Origin of the sequence: Agrobacterium sp. ST15.13.015 (assembly GCF_027871645.1) — a bacterium.
GTDB lineage: Bacteria > Pseudomonadota > Alphaproteobacteria > Rhizobiales > Rhizobiaceae > Agrobacterium > Agrobacterium leguminum.
On record NZ_JAQAHF010000005.1, the window covers coordinates 161,993 to 177,662 of the forward strand.

Genomic DNA, 15,670 nt, shown 5'->3' on the forward strand with positions numbered 1-15,670 from the left:
CGGATTGCATAGGGGATTTCCCCGCGCTTTCGCCCTATATGGCGGAAAGGGCAGCAAATTACCAGACTGTTACGGCGCAAACGCGGCAGCGATCAGGCGGAAGGCACGTCGAAGACCTCGCCGGGGCGCATCGGCCGAAAACGGCTCTCCTCCACCCCCTGCTCTGTCAATGCGACCTTCAGGGCCGCAAGCGGTGCATCCACGGCCTCATCCGTCAACTGTACCGTACCCCAATGGTGCCCGCAGACATGCGCCGCACCGCAAAGCTTCATGCCTTCCACGGCTTCCGCCGGGTTCTGGTGCTGGCCCTTCATGAACCATCGCGGTTCGTAAGCGCCGAAGGGCAGGTTTGCGAGGCGGAAATCGCCGTGCTTCTTGCGCGCGGCGTGATAATTGAGACCTTCATGGAAGCCGGTGTCACCGATATGGTAGATTTTGCCACCGGGCGTTTCGATGACGAAGGCAGCCCATAGCGCCATGCGCCGGTCGTTCAGGCCGCGGGCAGACCAGTGATGGCACGGCTCGAAGTGGATTTTGACCGGCCCTGTCTCCACCACATCGCCCCAGTCGCCCACCTCGATACGCGCCGCCTCGACACCGGTACGGATGATGGCGTCATTGCCGAGCGGCGTGATGAAGAGCGGCTTGTGCGCGACATGCAGGCGCTTCAGCGTTTCCATATCCAGATGGTCGTAGTGATTATGCGTCACCAGCACCAGATCGATGGGCGGCAGGTCCTCGAAACGGATGCCGGGCGCATTGACCCGTTTGGGACCGGCGAAGCTGAACGGGCTGGTGCGCTGCGACCACACCGGATCGATGAGAATATTCAGCCCCGCCGTCTGGATGAGAAACGAGGCATGGCCGACGAAGGTGACACGCATGTCCCTGCCTTCGATCCGGGCTTCCGGTTTTGCGAAGGGAAAAGGGCTCGGATAGCTTTCCGGCCATGTGGCGCGCTCGCCATTGAAGCGCCATTTCATAAGGCCCATGAAATTGCCGGGCGGCGAACCGCCGGGATTGAAGAAGCGCACCCCGTCGAAATGATCGGAGATCGGGCCGCTATAATAGGCGCTCGCGTTCGAACGGCGGGCATAGAGGCCCCCACCCGCCAGAGCGAGCAGACCAAGAGCGGAAAAACGAAAGAAGTTTCGACGTTTCATGACAAAGGTATAAGGAGCGAAAGGTCCCCGTTCAAGCGCCGCCAATGGCCGCCTGCGGCCAATCACGCAAAGATGAAATGCGGGCCTTTTTGGCCGCAAACCCGCGGCGCCTTGACTTTTCCTGCGCTTTCCTGTTTATCCCGCCCATCAGCTGGCAGTTTCATGACTCCAAGCCGCCGACCGGGACCCGCAAAGGTATAAAGAGATCCCGGAGGTCAACACCCGACAGCGCGATGCGCCCTCGGGTGCTTTTTGGCTTTGCGTCTTGTTTTTGGCAGCGAAAGCACCGACGTTTCGGAAACCCCGGAACGAAGAAGGAAGAAACGATGTTTGAAAACCTCCAGGACCGCCTTGGTTCCATTCTGAATGGACTGACCGGCCGTGGCGCGCTGACGGAAGCCGATGTTGCCGCCGCCCTGCGCGAGGTTCGCCGTGCGCTTTTGGAAGCGGACGTTGCACTGGAAGTCGTGCGTTCCTTCACCGACAGGGTGCGTGAAAAGGCTGTTGGTGCCGCCGTCCTGAAGTCGATCAAGCCCGGCCAGATGGTCGTCAAGATCGTGCATGACGAGCTTGTCGAGATGCTCGGCACCGAAGGCGTCTCCATCGATCTCAACGCCCCCGCCCCCGTCGTCATCATGATGGTGGGTCTGCAGGGCTCGGGCAAGACCACCACCACCGGCAAGATCGCCAAACGCCTGACCGACCGCGATAAGAAGAAGGTGCTGATGGCATCTCTCGACACGCGTCGTCCGGCCGCCCAGGAACAGCTTCGCCAGCTTGGTGTCCAGACGAGCATCGACACGCTGCCGATCATTGCCGGCCAGTCGCCGACCGATATCGCCGCGCGCGCAGTGCAGGCCGCCAAACTCGGCGGCCACGACGTCGTCATTCTCGACACCGCCGGCCGCACGCACATCGACGAACCCTTGATGCTGGAAATGGCCGACATCAAGAAGAAGTCCAACCCGCATGAAATCCTGCTGGTCGCGGATTCGCTGACCGGTCAGGACGCCGTCAACCTGGCGCGCAACTTCGATGAGCGCGTCGGCATCACCGGCCTCGTGCTGACCCGTATGGATGGCGACGGACGCGGCGGTGCGGCTCTCTCCATGCGCGCCGTCACCGGCAAGCCGATCAAGCTGATCGGTATCGGCGAGCGGATGAACGAACTCGACGAGTTCCATCCGCGCCGTATCGCCGACCGTATTCTCGGCATGGGCGACATCGTCTCGCTGGTCGAAAAGGCCGCCGAAAACATCGATGCGGAAAAAGCCCGCGCCATGGCCGAGAAGATGGCCAAGGGCAAGTTCGACCTCAACGATCTCTCCGACCAGCTCGCCCAGATGAAGAAGATGGGCGGCATGGGTGGCATCATGGGGCTGATGCCCGGCATGGCCGGCATGAAGGACAAGATGGCTTCGGCCGGTATGAACGACAAGATGTTCGACCGCCAGATCGCCATCATCTCGTCCATGACCAAGGCCGAGCGCGCCAATCCCGATATTCTGAAGCACAGCCGCAAGAAGCGCATCGCCGCCGGTTCCGGCACGGATGCCGCTGAAATCAACAAGCTTCTGAAGATGCATCGCGGCATGGCCGACATGATGAAGGCAATGGGCGGCAAGGGCAAAGGCGGCATCATGAAGCAGATGATGGGCGGCCTTGCCGGCAAGATGGGCCTCGGTGGCCTTGGCGGCGGCATGCCTGATCTGTCGAATATCGATCCGAAGCAGCTCGAGGCGCTCCAGAAACAGGCGGAAGCCGCCGGTCTCGGCAAGCCGGGCGCAATGCCCGGTCTTGGTGGTCTGCCGGGCGGATTGCCGGGTCTGGGTGGCGCCAAGCTGCCCGGTCTTGGCGGCATGCCGGGCCTGCCCGGCTTTCCGAAAAAGAAGTGAGGGGGACACCAGTGAACAATGCAGAGGTGAAAGCCCAGCTTTCCGAGTACCGCCAGTCGATCGACAATATCGATGCCGCACTGGTTCACATTCTTGCCGAACGTTTCCGCTGTACCAAAGCGGTGGGCGTGCTGAAGGCAAAGTACAATTTGCCGCCGGCCGACCCGGCGCGCGAGGAATACCAGATCGAACGCCTTCGCCGTCTGGCGAAGGACGCCAATCTGGACCCGGATTTCGCCGAGAAGTTCCTGAACTTCGTCATCAAGGAAGTCATCCGGCATCATGAAGCAATCGCCGCCGAACATGGCGGTACCGAAAAGACCGCCTGAAAGGCGGACAAGCCATCCTAAGGAGTATATCACATGGCACTTAAAATTCGTCTCGCACGCGGTGGTTCCAAGAAGCGCCCGTATTACCAGATCGTCGTTGCTGACGCCCGTTCGCCCCGCGACGGCCGTTTCCTCGAGAAGGTCGGTTCCTGGAACCCGATGCTCGGCAAGGACAACCCGCAGCGCGTTGAGCTGAAGGCTGACCTCATCAAGGAATGGATCGCCAAGGGCGCACAGCCGACCGACCGCGTTCTGCGCTTCCTCGCAGAAGCCGGCCTTGCCGAGCGTGCCGCTCGCAGCAACCCGGAAAAGGCAAAGCCGGGCAAGCGCGCGCTCGAGCGTATCGCTGAAAAGAAGCAGAAGGCTGAAGATGCAGCCGCTGCTGCTGCGGAAGCCTCTGCTGCAGAATAATCTGCACGGAAACTTTTGAAGAACGGGTGGCATGGTTTCCCATGCCGCCCGTTTTTTGTTTATTTTGGCGTCAACAAACCTTAAAGCTGACGCAACCAACACCAGAAGACGGACGGCCTGATGGCAAAGCTGGAAAACCCGGTACTCATGGCAAAGATCGGCGGCGCACAGGGCCTGCGCGGCGAAGTCCGTGTCAGCACCTATACGGCCGATCCGATGGCGCTCGGCGATTATGGCAACCTTGTTACCGCCGATGGCCGTGTTTTCGAAATTCTGGAAGTGCGCGAGGGCAAGAACGTCGTCGTCGTTCGTTTCAGGGGCATCAACGACCGCAATGCGGCGGAAAGCCTGAATGGACTGGAACTGTTCATCGAGCGTGACAATCTGCCCGACGACGAGCTTGACGATGACGAATTTTATTATGCCGATCTCGAAGGGCTGGAAGCCGTCGATGCCGATGGCAAAAGTTATGGCGCCGTCAGCGCCGTCTATGATTTCGGCGCAGGTGATCTGCTGGAGCTGAAAGGTGCAGGCCGTCGCCCCGCCCTCATTCCCTTTTCGGAAGCGGCCGTGCTGGAAATCGACCTCGAAGCCGGTCGTATTCTCATCGATCCGATGGCCGCCGGCCTGATCGACAACCCTGACGACAAGGACGAAACCGGCGCATCGCCGTTCGGCAAGAAATAAAGTCATGACCTTCAAGGCTACCGTTCTGACGCTCTACCCGGAAATGTTTCCGGGGCATCTCGGATATTCTCTGGCAGGCAAGGCGCTCGAGCGGGGGCAATGGTCGCTGGACGCCGTACAGATCCGCGAATTCGCCACCGACAAACACAGAAGCGTCGATGACACACCGGCGGGCGGCGGCGCCGGTATGGTGCTAAAACCCGACGTTCTCGCGGCGGCCATCGACCATGTTTCGGATGGCGACACACGGCCCCGCCTCCTTATGAGCCCACGTGGCAAACCCCTGTCGCAAAACCGTGTGCGTGAACTGGCAGCCGGAGAAGGCGCGATCATCGTCTGCGGCCGTTTCGAAGGCGTCGACCAGCGGGTGATCGAGGCGCGCGGGCTGGAGGAAGTGTCGATCGGCGATTACATCCTCTCCGGTGGTGAGCCGGCGGCGCTGACGCTTCTTGATGCCATCGTCCGCATCCTGCCGGGCGTCATGGGCAACGATCTTTCCGGCGTGCATGAAAGCTTCGAGGGCGGACTGCTGGAACATCCGCACTATACCCGCCCGCAGGTCTGGGAAGGCCGCGACATCCCAGCCGTTCTCACCTCTGGCAACCACGCCGCCATCGACAAATGGCGGCACGAGCGGGCGCTGGCGTTGACGAAGGAAAGACGCCCCGATCTTCTGGAAAAGGCTCAGGCCGAGACAAAATAATAGGCGGTCAGCACCAGCCCGACGGCGATCACCAGCCAGCGAATGATCCACTGCGGCACCCGCCGTGCCGTATGCACGCCCATATAGCCGCCAAGTGCGGCCGCAGGGAACATGATGAGCGCCGCCCACCAGGAAACGACGCCACCGCTGACGAAGATCGTGATTGCGATGACGGCGATCACGACAGACAAGAGGTTCTTCAACGCATTCAGATGATGATAGCTGCCGCCCGAGGTTATTCCGAGGATGGCCAGCATCATGATGCCCATGCCAGCGCCGAAAAATCCGCCATAGACGGAAGCGAGACCCTGAAAGACGAGGCTCGGCAGATTTCCGGGCGAACGTTCGGCGCTCGCCTTCGGCCGCAGCCACGGGCCGGCAGCGAAAACGGCGGTGGCCGCAAGAAGCAGCCATGGCACGAGCTGGCGGAAGGAAGGATTGTCGAGCGACAAAAGCAGCAGCGATCCGGCCAGCCCGCCGACGACTGAAACGCCCGACAAAAGGATCGCCTCGCGCCAATGGGCGCGGATTTCCGGCCCATAGGCGATCACGGAGGTGATGTAGCCCGGAAACTGCACGATGGCTGACGTGGCGTTGGCGACGATGGGTGGCAGACCGGCCAGCGTCATCGCCCCGAAGGTCAGGAAGGTGCCGCCACCGGCAATCGCATTGACGACACCCGACAGAAAACCGGTGGCGAACAGCATGAGAATAATGAATATGGACATGGCCCCTCCCAAGGTTCCCATGCCATATCCGCCAGCGCGCCGCTTCGCAACCGCCGGAACGCGGCGCGTAATTGATAAAATATTGTCATGAAAGGGATGACAAACGGCGCATCCTCGTGTATGTGCCCGCGTGGAAATGGGAAATATCCCAACCGAAAGCAAAGAATGGCGAACCCGCTCCTGCCGAAAGGCATGGTCTGGAGGCATTGACCGACAGACGAACCGTTGAGCGCTCTGGCTGTTTCAGAAGAAATCAGAGGTTAACATGACCAATATCATTCAGCAGCTGGAAGCCGAACAGGCCGCCAAGATCGAAGCAAAGCGCACCCTGCCCGAGTTTTCTCCGGGCGACACCCTGCGCGTCAACGTGCGCGTTACCGAAGGTAACCGTACCCGCGTTCAGGCTTACGAAGGCGTTTGCATCGCCCGTTCCGGCGGCGGTCTTTCCGAAAGCTTCACCGTTCGCAAGATCTCCTACGGCGAAGGCGTCGAGCGCGTATTCCCGATCTACTCCCCGCTGGTCGAAGGCGTTGAAGTCGTTCGCCGCGGTAAGGTTCGCCGCGCGAAGCTCTACTACCTGCGCGACCGTCGCGGCAAGGCTGCCCGTATCGTTGAGAACACCGGTACGCGCGCCCGCAAGCTGAACGAGTCCGAGCGTCAGGCACTTGCCGACGAGAAGGCACGTCTGGAGGCCGAAAAGGTAGCAGCAGCACAGGCTCTCGCCGCCGAGAAGGCAGCAGCCGAAGCCGCAGAAGCCAAGGCAGCGGAAGAAGCAGCAAAGGCTGCGGAAGCCACAGCGGAATAAGATTTCCATTTCGATGGATTGATTGAAAGGCGGTCTTCGGGCCGCCTTTTTTGTTGCGTGGATATAACGCAACAAAGCACGCATGCGGCTTGAAAGCCGCGTTTGGCGAGCATTGGCTGGCCGGAGAATACCGAAGCTCTTTCAATCATTTCCTTTGCGGAAAGATGTGGCAAATTTCGACCGGCGACAAATGCCTGCCTGATTTCTTGCTCGAGTGTTTTAGCCCATCCTCGAACAGCATTGCCTAATTGCATTTATTGTGCGATTTTCTTGCTGTTTCAGGTGTTATTATGTTTTTATTTAATTCTTTTTTAACAAAAAATAAGTCCGCTTTTTTCGCCGTTGGTCTCGCCAGCGCGTTGATGAACATTCTTAATCTTTCCGGCTCGCTTTTCATGCTGGAAGTTTACGACCGCATTTTGCCAAGCAAGAGCATTCCATCCCTTGTGGCACTGGTCGTTCTCCTGATCGTTCTCTACGCGTTTCTGATGGGGTTCGACGCGCTGCGAGGCCGTATATTGGCGCGCATTTCGGACAATATGGACGACGCGCTCAATCAGAAGCTTTTCAGGGCGTCGATCAGTGCACCGCTCCTTGCCTCGGGAAAGATCGATGGGCTGCAGATCGTCGGCGATCTCGATCAGATCCGCCAGTTCCTCTCGGGACCGGGCCCGGCGGCCTTTTTCGACATTCCCTGGCTGCCCATCTATCTCCTGATCTGTTTTGCCCTGCATCCGTGGATCGGGTTCGCTGTGCTCGGCGGAGCTATAGTTCTCATCGTGCTGACGCTCCTTACGAACTGGCTGACCGAACGGGCAACAAAGCAGGCTTATACCGCACGAGGGCAAAGAAACGTCCTTGTCGGCAGCAGCCAGCGCAACATCGAATCCATCAAGACCATGGGCATGATGGGGGCGGTGACATCCATGTGGGACGAGCTACATTCCAGATACCGCGCCATCACCCTGTCAACATCCGATACTGCCGGCATGCTCGGCGCCATGTCGCGAACCTTCCGCCTGTTGCTGCAATCCGGCGTCATGGCCATCGGCGCCGTTCTCGTCATCGACGGCAATGCATCGGCGGGCAGCATCATCGCAGGCTCGATCCTCTCCGCAAAGGCGCTCGGCCCTGTCGAACATGCGATTGCAAACTGGCGCAGCTTCATGACGGCAAGACAGGGCTGGAAACGCGTCAACGAGTTCCTGGAACTGGTGCCCGAACCCTCGCCGCCGCTCTCCTTGCCCCGCCCGCAATATACCGTTGCCGTTGATCGGGTAACCGGTGGGCCACCCAATGGCGCGCGCGATACGGTCGCCGATATTTCCTTCACGCTGAACGCCGGCGATGGTCTCGGCATCATCGGCCCAAGCGCCTCGGGCAAATCCACACTGGCACGCTTGATGACCGGCATCTGGCCCTATGAACGCGGTTCCGTCCGCTTCGATGGGGCCGCGCTCAACCAGTGGGATTTCGAGTTTCTCGGCAAATCCATCGGTTACATGCCCCAGCAGGTGGAGCTGATGCCCGGAACCGTGGCGCAGAACATCGCACGCTTCGACCGCGATGCGACAGCGGAAGCGGTTGTCGCCGCAGCCAAGGCCGCGCAGGTGCATGAGCTGATCCTGAACCTGCCCAAGGGTTACGATACCTATATTGGCGACCGTGGCGAGGCCTTGTCGGGCGGTCAGAAACAGCGCATCGGCCTTGCCCGCGCGCTGTTTGGCGAACCCTTCTTCGTCCTTCTCGATGAGCCGAACTCCAATCTGGACAGCGAAGGCGAAGCGGCCCTGCGCACTGCCATTGGCGACATCAGGGCGCGTGGCGGCATTGTCGTCGTCATTGCCCATCGCCCCAGCGCCATCGAAAGCGTCAATCTGGTGATGGTGATGAGCAACGGCCGAATGCTGCGCTTTGGCACCAAGGAGGAGGTGCTCGCGCAAATCCTGCGGCAGAACATCCGCCAGGTGCCTGAGGAAGAAACGCGCAAGATTGAAAACCGGGTGAGCGAAAATGGTTGAGGCGGAAAAACCCGGTATGACGAATGCGTCCATTCTCAGGCACTCGACCGCAGTGGTCGTTCTCGCCCTTGGCCTGCTGGTCGGATTGGGCGGCTGGGCGGCTTTTGCAAAGCTTGCCGGCGCGGTGGTGGCCACCGGCCGGGTTGTCGTTGAAGGCAACTCCAAGAAAATCCAGCATCTTTCGGGCGGCATCGTCAGCAAGATCAATGTCGCCGAAGGTGACAGGGTCGAGGCCGGTCAGGTCCTGTTACGGCTGAGCGCCACCGTCGTGCAGGCGAACCTCTCAATCGTCGAAAATACGCTTGCGCAGCTTTACTCGCGTCGAGCGCGTCTGCGTGCGGAAATTGCCGAGGCGCCGTCTTTCATCGTGCAGGAAGATTTGGTGGCACTGACGAGTTCGAAGGCGGCCAAGACCTTTATCGACAGCGAACAGAACCTTTTCAATAGCCGTCGCAACGCCTTGATCGGCATGAAAAAGCAGCTGGGAACACGCAAGGACCAACTCGCCGACGAGGCACGCGGCCTCGAGGTGCAGGTGGAGGCGACGGACAATGAGCTCGCCATTGTAAAGGAAGATGTTTCCAAGACGGACGAGCTCTTCAAAAAAGGGCTTGTCACACTTCAGCGCCTCAATCTCCTCAAGCGCCAGCTTTCCAATCTCGAAGGTCAGCAGGGCCAATACATCGCCGCCCGGGCACAGACAGTGGGCAAGCTGAGCGAACTGGACCTGCAATTGCTTCAGCTCGATGAAGACCGCAAATCGGAAGTCACGAAAGACCTGACATCGATCGAAGCGACCGTCGCGGAATATGAAGAGCGGCTGGCGGCAACGCGCGACCAGCTGGATCGCCTCGACATCCGCTCACCGATTGCCGGCCGCATCTACCAGCTCTCGGTGCACAATATAAATGGCGTCATTCAACCGGGTGAAGTGCTGATGCTGGTGGTGCCGGAGCAGGATGAGCTTGCCATCGAGGCCAACATAACTCCACGAGACATCGATCAGATTTACGTCGGGCAACCGGTCACCATTCGTTTCACGGCATTCAATCAAAGCACGACGCCGGATTTGAGCGCGCTAGTTGCTGTCGTCGCCCCCGATCTGCAGACAGATTCCCGAACTGGATCATCTTATTACGCGCTGCGCATCAAACCCGACAAGGCCGGAATGGGTCATCTGCCCGGCGGGAAATTATATCCCGGCATGCCAGCCGAAGTGTTCATACAAACCAGCGAAAGGAGTGTTCTTTCTTATTTTGTGAAGCCGTTCCAGGACAGGCTCAAAAAGACCTTCGTCCAGGAATAAACAGTTTCCATTGCCCATAATTTTACGAAAGGAATTTCCGCAACACGTTAAAGACGCACTTTATTCAAAAAAACAATTTCTTATATTGTATTATCATTTTTTACGTATTAAATATCACCCGCAATATTTATTATAAATTTAATTTCAATTCATCGATTTCTCAAAATTTATGGAGTGTAAAATGGCGTTAAAAGTAACTTTCGGTAATGGTGGCGCCTACACTGTCGCTTCGCTTACCAATTTGGTCGATCAGGAAACATACAAACTCCTCGATGAAGCGACTACGCAGACCAAGACCGGCTCCTCGCTCAATTCCGGCATCGTTCAGGCCGCCCCGGGTGCCAAGATCGCTGTCGGATACAATGCCGACACGAACAGCTTCAATTTCGACGTAACGACGGCGTGGAATTCCGTTAAAAACGTCCTCGCCAAATCCGACACATCCGAAAACCTCTCGTTCAAGGATATCGTTCACGTCGATGTTCACCTCGGCGGCACGGGTTCATCCAATGTTGAAGTACTCAATGCCAAGCGTGGCAATATTTCAACGGGCTCAGGTAACGATACGGTAACCGTCTCTCTCGTTTCGAACGAGAAATTCTGGTCAAATGCCTTCAATGTCGACACAGGTGCTGGCAACGACACCATCACGTTCAAGGCAGGAAAGTCGTTCAACGACACCTCAGCCGAAGGTACGGGCGGTATTCTCGCCCAGGCTGTGAATGGTGGCGCTGGCGTAACCGACGGCAGTTTCACCAATGTCACCATCAATGCAGGCGCCGGTGACGACAAAATCGACCTGAGCGGAGTGAAGCTGGCTTCCTCGCTGGTAACCGGCGGCACGGGTATCGATCGCATCATTGCAAGCGGTGGCGCTGATACCTTCGTCTTCAATCTCGGCGACATGGCCAAAAGCTCCGCCACCGACAGCATCGAAGGCTTCAACGCCTCCATGGACAAGCTGAAACTGGTCGGCACGGTAATCGATAACTGGGCGGTGAGGATCGACGATAGCGACACCATCCTCACCTACAACGTCACTGGCGAGCACAAGGGCGAAAAGATCGTTGTCGCCGGTGTTCACCTCACCGGTAGCGACTGGTTCACGGCGTAATTCTCTCAAAGAGAATTCATTATTTGCTGCTTAAAATGATCGTGGCCCGGAAAAAATCCAGGCCACGATTTTTTATGTATGCGACCGCCGACACTCGTGGCAGCCGTCGCAATCTTCCAAAGTCAGGCAGCCTTGGCCTGATTGCCCATTCTACGCGTTGCGACGATGACCAGCACCCCGGCAAGCGCCAAACAGAAGGCAAGGAAGAACATCGGCGCAATGGTGCTGCCGGTCTGATCCTTGATCCAGGGCACCACGTTCTGCGCCACGAAGCCACCCAGATTGCCGACGGAATTGATCGCGGCGATGCCGGCGGCCGCACCTGCTCCCTTGAGGAAGCGGCCGGGCAGGCTCCAGAACACCGGCTGACCGGCAAAGATGCCTGCAGCGGCGATGCAGAGGAAGGCGAACTGCAAGACCGGATCGCTCAGCAATGCCGACATCAACAGGCAAAAGGCGCCGATGAAGGCAGGACCGACGATATAGGGCGTCTTGTTCTTTGCCTTGTCGGCGGCCAGGGGCACAACGAACAGGGCGACGGCTACGATCACCCAGGGGATGATGTTGATGAAGCCATTGGCGGTGTTGGAAACGCCGAAGCTCTTCACGATGGTTGGAAGCCAGTAGCTGAGACCATAGGCCGCCAGCGGAAAGCCGACATAGCAGAGCGCCATGAACAGAACGCGCGGATTGACCAGCGCCTTGAAGCCGTCCTCCGCATGCTCTTCCATGCCCCTGTTTTCTTCGGCCAGCCGGTTCTTCAACCAGTCCTTCTCATCCTGCGTCAGAAACTTCGCCTTTTCCGGGGTATCGTCGAGATAAAAGAAGGTGACGATGCCGGCGATGACCGCCGGGATACCCGTGGCGAGGAACACCCATTCCCATCCGGCATAACCAAGGAAACCATCCAGATCGAGCAGCATGCCGCCGAGCGGCGCGCCGATGGCATTGGCAAGCGCGCTGAAAATCATGAACAGGCCGATCATGCGGCCGCGATAATCGCGCGGGAACCAGAGCGTCATGAGGAACAATACGCCGGGGAAGAAACCCGCTTCGCAAAGCCCGAGCAGGAAGCGCAGGATGTAAAACATCGTGGCGTTCTGCGTATAGGCAAGCGCGATGGTGACGGCGCCCCAGGAAACCAGAATACGGGCAAACCATTTGCTGGCGCCGAAACGGTTGAGGAACAGGTTGCTCGGCACTTCGAAGATGAAGTAACCGATGAAGAACAGCGAAGCGCCAAGACCATAGGCATATTCGCTGAGGCTCAACGCGTCGACCATCTGCAGCTTGGCATAGCTGACATTCTGGCGGTCGATATAGGCGATGAGATAGAGAAGGCCAAGAAACGGCATCAGCCGCCAGGTGATCTTCGAGATAAGGGCTTTTTCGGATACCATATGCTTTTCCCTCCCTTCGATTTCTCGTCGAAACGCAAATGATAAGGGAACCCATCTATATGTGCATCGCAAAATACGCAAGTTGCATTGCATCATGACCATTGGAGAACCCCAGCAGGGCAGGCTTGTTACGGGCCTTCAGCCGTGATGCAGTGCACATAGAAAATGCCGGACAGTCGCGTTCCATGCTATGCGCATTGATATTGCCGTAAAACCGGCGATCTGGTATGAAGGCTGCCATGGGATCTAAATTCGGATGTCTCGCGCAGAATGTTTATGTGCTGCAGGACCACAAGCGTCTGCCGGCACGGTTCTTTGCGCGCGTTTCCGGGGCGCTCACCAGCCGACTTAGGCTCGCCTGACAGTACCGCTGTCCACGCTTTTCTGAACCCTGATTACCCTTTTCCATGACAAGGCATAGAGCCATGAGCGCACCCCGCACCCTGTATGACAAAATCTGGGACGACCACGTCGTCAATCGTGACCCGGACGGAACCTGTCTTCTCTACATCGATCGTCACCTCGTCCATGAGGTGACGAGCCCGCAGGCCTTCGAAGGCCTGCGCATGGCCGGTCGTCCCGTGCATTCGCCTGCCCGCACGCTGGCCGTTGTCGACCATAACGTTCCGACCACGGCCGACCGGCTGGAAGGCATCAAGAACGAGGAAAGCCGCATTCAGGTGGAGGCGCTTGCGCAGAACGCCAAGGATTTCGGCGTCGAATATTATTCCGAGCGCGACAAGCGCCAGGGCATCGTTCACATCGTCGGCCCCGAACAGGGCTTCACCCTGCCGGGCATGACGATCGTGTGCGGTGACAGCCACACCTCGACCCACGGCGCCTTTGGCGCACTGGCGCATGGCATCGGCACCTCGGAAGTGGAGCACGTTCTGGCGACCCAGACGCTGATCCAGAAGAAAGCCAAGAACATGCTGGTGCGTGTCGACGGCAAAATTCCCGATGGCGTTACCGCCAAGGACATCATCCTCGCCATTATCGGCGAGATCGGCACGGCTGGCGGCACCGGCCACGTCATCGAATTTGCCGGCGAGGCGATCCGTTCGCTCTCCATGGAAGGCCGCATGACGGTCTGCAACATGACCATTGAGGGCGGAGCCCGTGCGGGTCTTATCGCACCTGACGAAACCACCTTCGATTACATCAAGGACAAGCCGCGCTCGCCGAAGGGCGAAACGCTGGAACAGGCCATCGCCTATTGGAAAACGCTGAAATCCGACGAAGGCGCCCATTACGACAAGGTCGTGGTGCTGGATGCGGCCAACCTGCCGCCCATCGTCTCCTGGGGCTCGTCTCCGGAAGACGTGACCTCCATTGAAGGCATGGTTCCCGATCCCGATGATATCGAGGAAGAAAACAAGCGCGCTTCCAAGTGGCGTGCGCTTGACTACATGGGCCTGAAGCCCGGCACGCGCATCACCGATATCGCCATCGACCGCGTCTTCATCGGCTCCTGCACCAATGGCCGCATCGAGGATTTGCGCGCGGCGGCGAAGATCGTCGACGGCCGTAAAGTCGCTCCCACCGTTTCGGCCATGATCGTGCCCGGCTCCGGTCTCGTGAAGGAACAGGCGGAAAAGGAAGGTCTGGACAAGATTTTCCTCGAAGCCGGTTTCGAATGGCGCGAGCCAGGCTGCTCCATGTGCCTTGCCATGAATGACGACCGCCTGAAACCCGGCGAACGCTGCGCCTCCACCTCGAACCGCAATTTCGAGGGCCGTCAGGGCTACAAGAGCCGCACCCACCTCGTCTCCCCCGCCATGGCGGCAGCGGCGGCGATCGCCGGTCATTTCGTCGACGTGCGTGAGTGGCAATAAGCTCCTGAGGCCATCGTTGCAGGAAAGCCACCCGTCCCCCGCAGGGGGCGGGTGGTTTTTATTATAGTCCCTGCAAACGCCGCTGCGGCTGCGTGCCGTGCAGAAACACGGCAAAAGTATCCCAGGGCGGCGTGATGGAGAGCTGGCTCAGAATACGCGCGACCTCGCCCCTGTGAATGCCCGCATGCAGAACCATATGTGAGATCATCTCAGCGCGGGACATGTAACCCTTGTCCCCATCCGTGAAGGTGAAGGCGACGAATTCGCCAAGCGATGCCGGCGATGTTTTCTCGAGATAATCGAGATACCAGCCATCGAGAGCGGCGACATCCTTCGCAAGATCATCCAGCTGCGGCGTTGCCTCGGTATTATCCGAGAGAAAGCCGTGTGCCGTTCCCGTGAGGTGACCCGAAAAAATCCTCGCAACGACGTAATAGTGATTGATCAGCCGGATTGCCGTGTGCCGTTCAGATGCATTGTGGACGGGATCGAGGTGTTTCAGCTTCTCGAACAAGTCCCTGTTCGCCCATTGGTGATAGCCGAGCAGGCTCCTGAGCAGATCCCTCATCACAATATCCTTTACATCTCAAAAATGTGAGCACTATGTTTATATTTTCGTCATGGAGGGTGTCTTGTCTACTCGCATTGCAAAGCGGAAGACCGAGATGCGCAAGGAGCCGCGTCAGGAGCGTTCCCGCGCCACGGTCGATGCCGTTATTCACGCGGCGGCTCGCATTTTGAGCGATCATGGCTGGGCGGGTTTTACCACGAACAGGGTCGCCGAAACGGCTGGCGTCAGCATCGGCTCGCTCTATCAATATTTCCCGGACAAGATTTCAATCGTGGAAGCGGTGCGCCATCGTCACCTCGAGGACTGTCTCTCCGTCATGAAGAGCGTCTCGCAAAAGCGGCAATCGCTTGCGAAATTCGTGGAAGAGCTCGTGACCGGCATGATCGGGGTCCACAGCATCCATCCCGGTCTTCACAAGGTCCTTCTGGACGATGCGCCCAGCCACGAAGGGACGAACGATCCCAACAGCGTTTTCGAACAGGAATATCTCGGTCTCTACGCTGCAGCGATCGCGGCACATATGACGGCCGACACAAAGGTCGAAAGCAGAACCACGGCGCTGATCGTATCCGATGCCATTGACGGCATCATTCACAATGCCGCCCGCCGCGGAGAATTGCAGTCGCCCAAAGTCAGACGGGAAATGATTGCACTTGTTCACGCCTACCTGTCTCAGGCAACCGGTGAATGACAGGCCGTCAG

15 protein-coding genes are annotated in these 15,670 nt (G+C 58.5%); 11 read left to right on the top strand and 4 right to left on the bottom strand.

Features of this window, described 5'->3' with window-relative positions; all coding sequences use genetic code 11:
- Positions 1–92 precede the first annotated feature (92 nt).
- Positions 93–1,163, bottom strand: coding sequence for an MBL fold metallo-hydrolase (locus PIB16_RS09980; RefSeq protein ID WP_065657034.1), 1,071 nt, complete (start codon positions 1,161–1,163; stop codon positions 93–95).
- 326 nt (positions 1,164–1,489) lie between these two features.
- Here PIB16_RS09980 and ffh point away from each other — a divergent pair, with 326 nt between their 5' ends.
- The 5 genes from ffh to trmD all read left to right on the top strand — a co-directional run bounded on the left by ffh (position 1,490) and on the right by trmD (position 5,188).
- Positions 1,490–3,058 (top strand): signal recognition particle protein, encoded by a 1,569-nt coding sequence (ffh, locus tag PIB16_RS09985; RefSeq protein ID WP_065656919.1) that lies wholly within the window; start codon positions 1,490–1,492, stop codon positions 3,056–3,058.
- Positions 3,059–3,069: 11 nt separating this feature from the next.
- On the top strand, positions 3,070–3,387 hold the full coding sequence (locus tag PIB16_RS09990) for a chorismate mutase (RefSeq protein ID WP_065656918.1): 318 nt from the start codon (positions 3,070–3,072) through the stop codon (positions 3,385–3,387).
- 33 nt (positions 3,388–3,420) lie between these two features.
- Positions 3,421–3,798 carry a 30S ribosomal protein S16 gene (rpsP, locus tag PIB16_RS09995; RefSeq protein WP_003520510.1) on the top strand — a complete coding sequence of 126 codons (378 nt, stop codon included), beginning with the start codon at positions 3,421–3,423 and terminating at the stop codon, positions 3,796–3,798.
- Between the two features lie 120 nt (positions 3,799–3,918).
- A complete protein-coding gene (gene rimM / locus PIB16_RS10000) occupies positions 3,919–4,485 on the top strand; it encodes a ribosome maturation factor RimM (RefSeq protein WP_065656916.1) in 567 nt (188 codons plus the stop codon).
- Between the two features lie 4 nt (positions 4,486–4,489).
- Complete coding sequence (trmD, locus tag PIB16_RS10005; protein WP_078052348.1) at positions 4,490–5,188, top strand: tRNA (guanosine(37)-N1)-methyltransferase TrmD; 699 nt, start codon at positions 4,490–4,492, stop codon at positions 5,186–5,188.
- Here trmD and PIB16_RS10010 read toward each other — a convergent pair.
- Entirely contained in the window at positions 5,170–5,916 is a 747-nt protein-coding gene (locus tag PIB16_RS10010; protein ID WP_078052347.1) for a sulfite exporter TauE/SafE family protein, read from the bottom strand. The genes trmD and PIB16_RS10010 overlap by 19 nt on opposite strands.
- A gap of 265 nt (positions 5,917–6,181) precedes the next feature.
- Here PIB16_RS10010 and rplS point away from each other — a divergent pair, with 265 nt between their 5' ends.
- The 4 genes from rplS (at position 6,182) to PIB16_RS10030 (ending at position 11,162) form a co-directional block, all read left to right on the top strand.
- Positions 6,182–6,721 carry a 50S ribosomal protein L19 gene (rplS, locus tag PIB16_RS10015; protein WP_059759847.1) on the top strand — a complete coding sequence of 180 codons (540 nt, stop codon included), beginning with the start codon at positions 6,182–6,184 and terminating at the stop codon, positions 6,719–6,721.
- Positions 6,722–7,011: 290 nt separating this feature from the next.
- Positions 7,012–8,742, top strand: a complete 1,731-nt coding sequence (locus PIB16_RS10020; protein WP_271045550.1) for a type I secretion system permease/ATPase — start codon at positions 7,012–7,014, stop codon at positions 8,740–8,742.
- Positions 8,735–10,048 carry an HlyD family type I secretion periplasmic adaptor subunit gene (locus tag PIB16_RS10025; protein WP_271045551.1) on the top strand — a complete coding sequence of 438 codons (1,314 nt, stop codon included), beginning with the start codon at positions 8,735–8,737 and terminating at the stop codon, positions 10,046–10,048. The genes PIB16_RS10020 and PIB16_RS10025 overlap by 8 nt, the downstream gene beginning before the upstream one ends.
- A gap of 181 nt (positions 10,049–10,229) precedes the next feature.
- On the top strand, positions 10,230–11,162 hold the full coding sequence (locus tag PIB16_RS10030) for a rhizobiocin (RefSeq protein ID WP_104679595.1): 933 nt from the start codon (positions 10,230–10,232) through the stop codon (positions 11,160–11,162).
- 122 nt (positions 11,163–11,284) lie between these two features.
- Here the strand turns inward: PIB16_RS10030 and PIB16_RS10035 are convergent, their stop codons facing one another.
- Positions 11,285–12,562: an MFS transporter gene (locus PIB16_RS10035; RefSeq protein WP_125145339.1), complete on the bottom strand. Its 1,278-nt coding sequence runs from the start codon at positions 12,560–12,562 to the stop codon at positions 11,285–11,287.
- A gap of 425 nt (positions 12,563–12,987) precedes the next feature.
- Between PIB16_RS10035 and leuC the strand changes: the two genes are divergently transcribed.
- Positions 12,988–14,397, top strand: a complete 1,410-nt coding sequence (leuC, locus tag PIB16_RS10040) for a 3-isopropylmalate dehydratase large subunit (RefSeq protein ID WP_271045552.1) — start codon at positions 12,988–12,990, stop codon at positions 14,395–14,397.
- A 61-nt stretch (positions 14,398–14,458) separates the two neighbouring features.
- On the opposite strand, the gene PIB16_RS10045 is transcribed toward leuC, so the two are convergent.
- Complete coding sequence (locus tag PIB16_RS10045; protein WP_271045553.1) at positions 14,459–14,965, bottom strand: DinB family protein; 507 nt, start codon at positions 14,963–14,965, stop codon at positions 14,459–14,461.
- Positions 14,966–15,062: 97 nt separating this feature from the next.
- On the opposite strand from PIB16_RS10045, the gene PIB16_RS10050 reads away from it, so the two are divergent.
- The gene (locus PIB16_RS10050; protein ID WP_269831357.1) at positions 15,063–15,659 is read left to right on the top strand and encodes a TetR/AcrR family transcriptional regulator; all 597 of its coding nucleotides are present in this window, start codon (positions 15,063–15,065) and stop codon (positions 15,657–15,659) included.
- Positions 15,660–15,670: the final 11 nt, after the last annotated feature.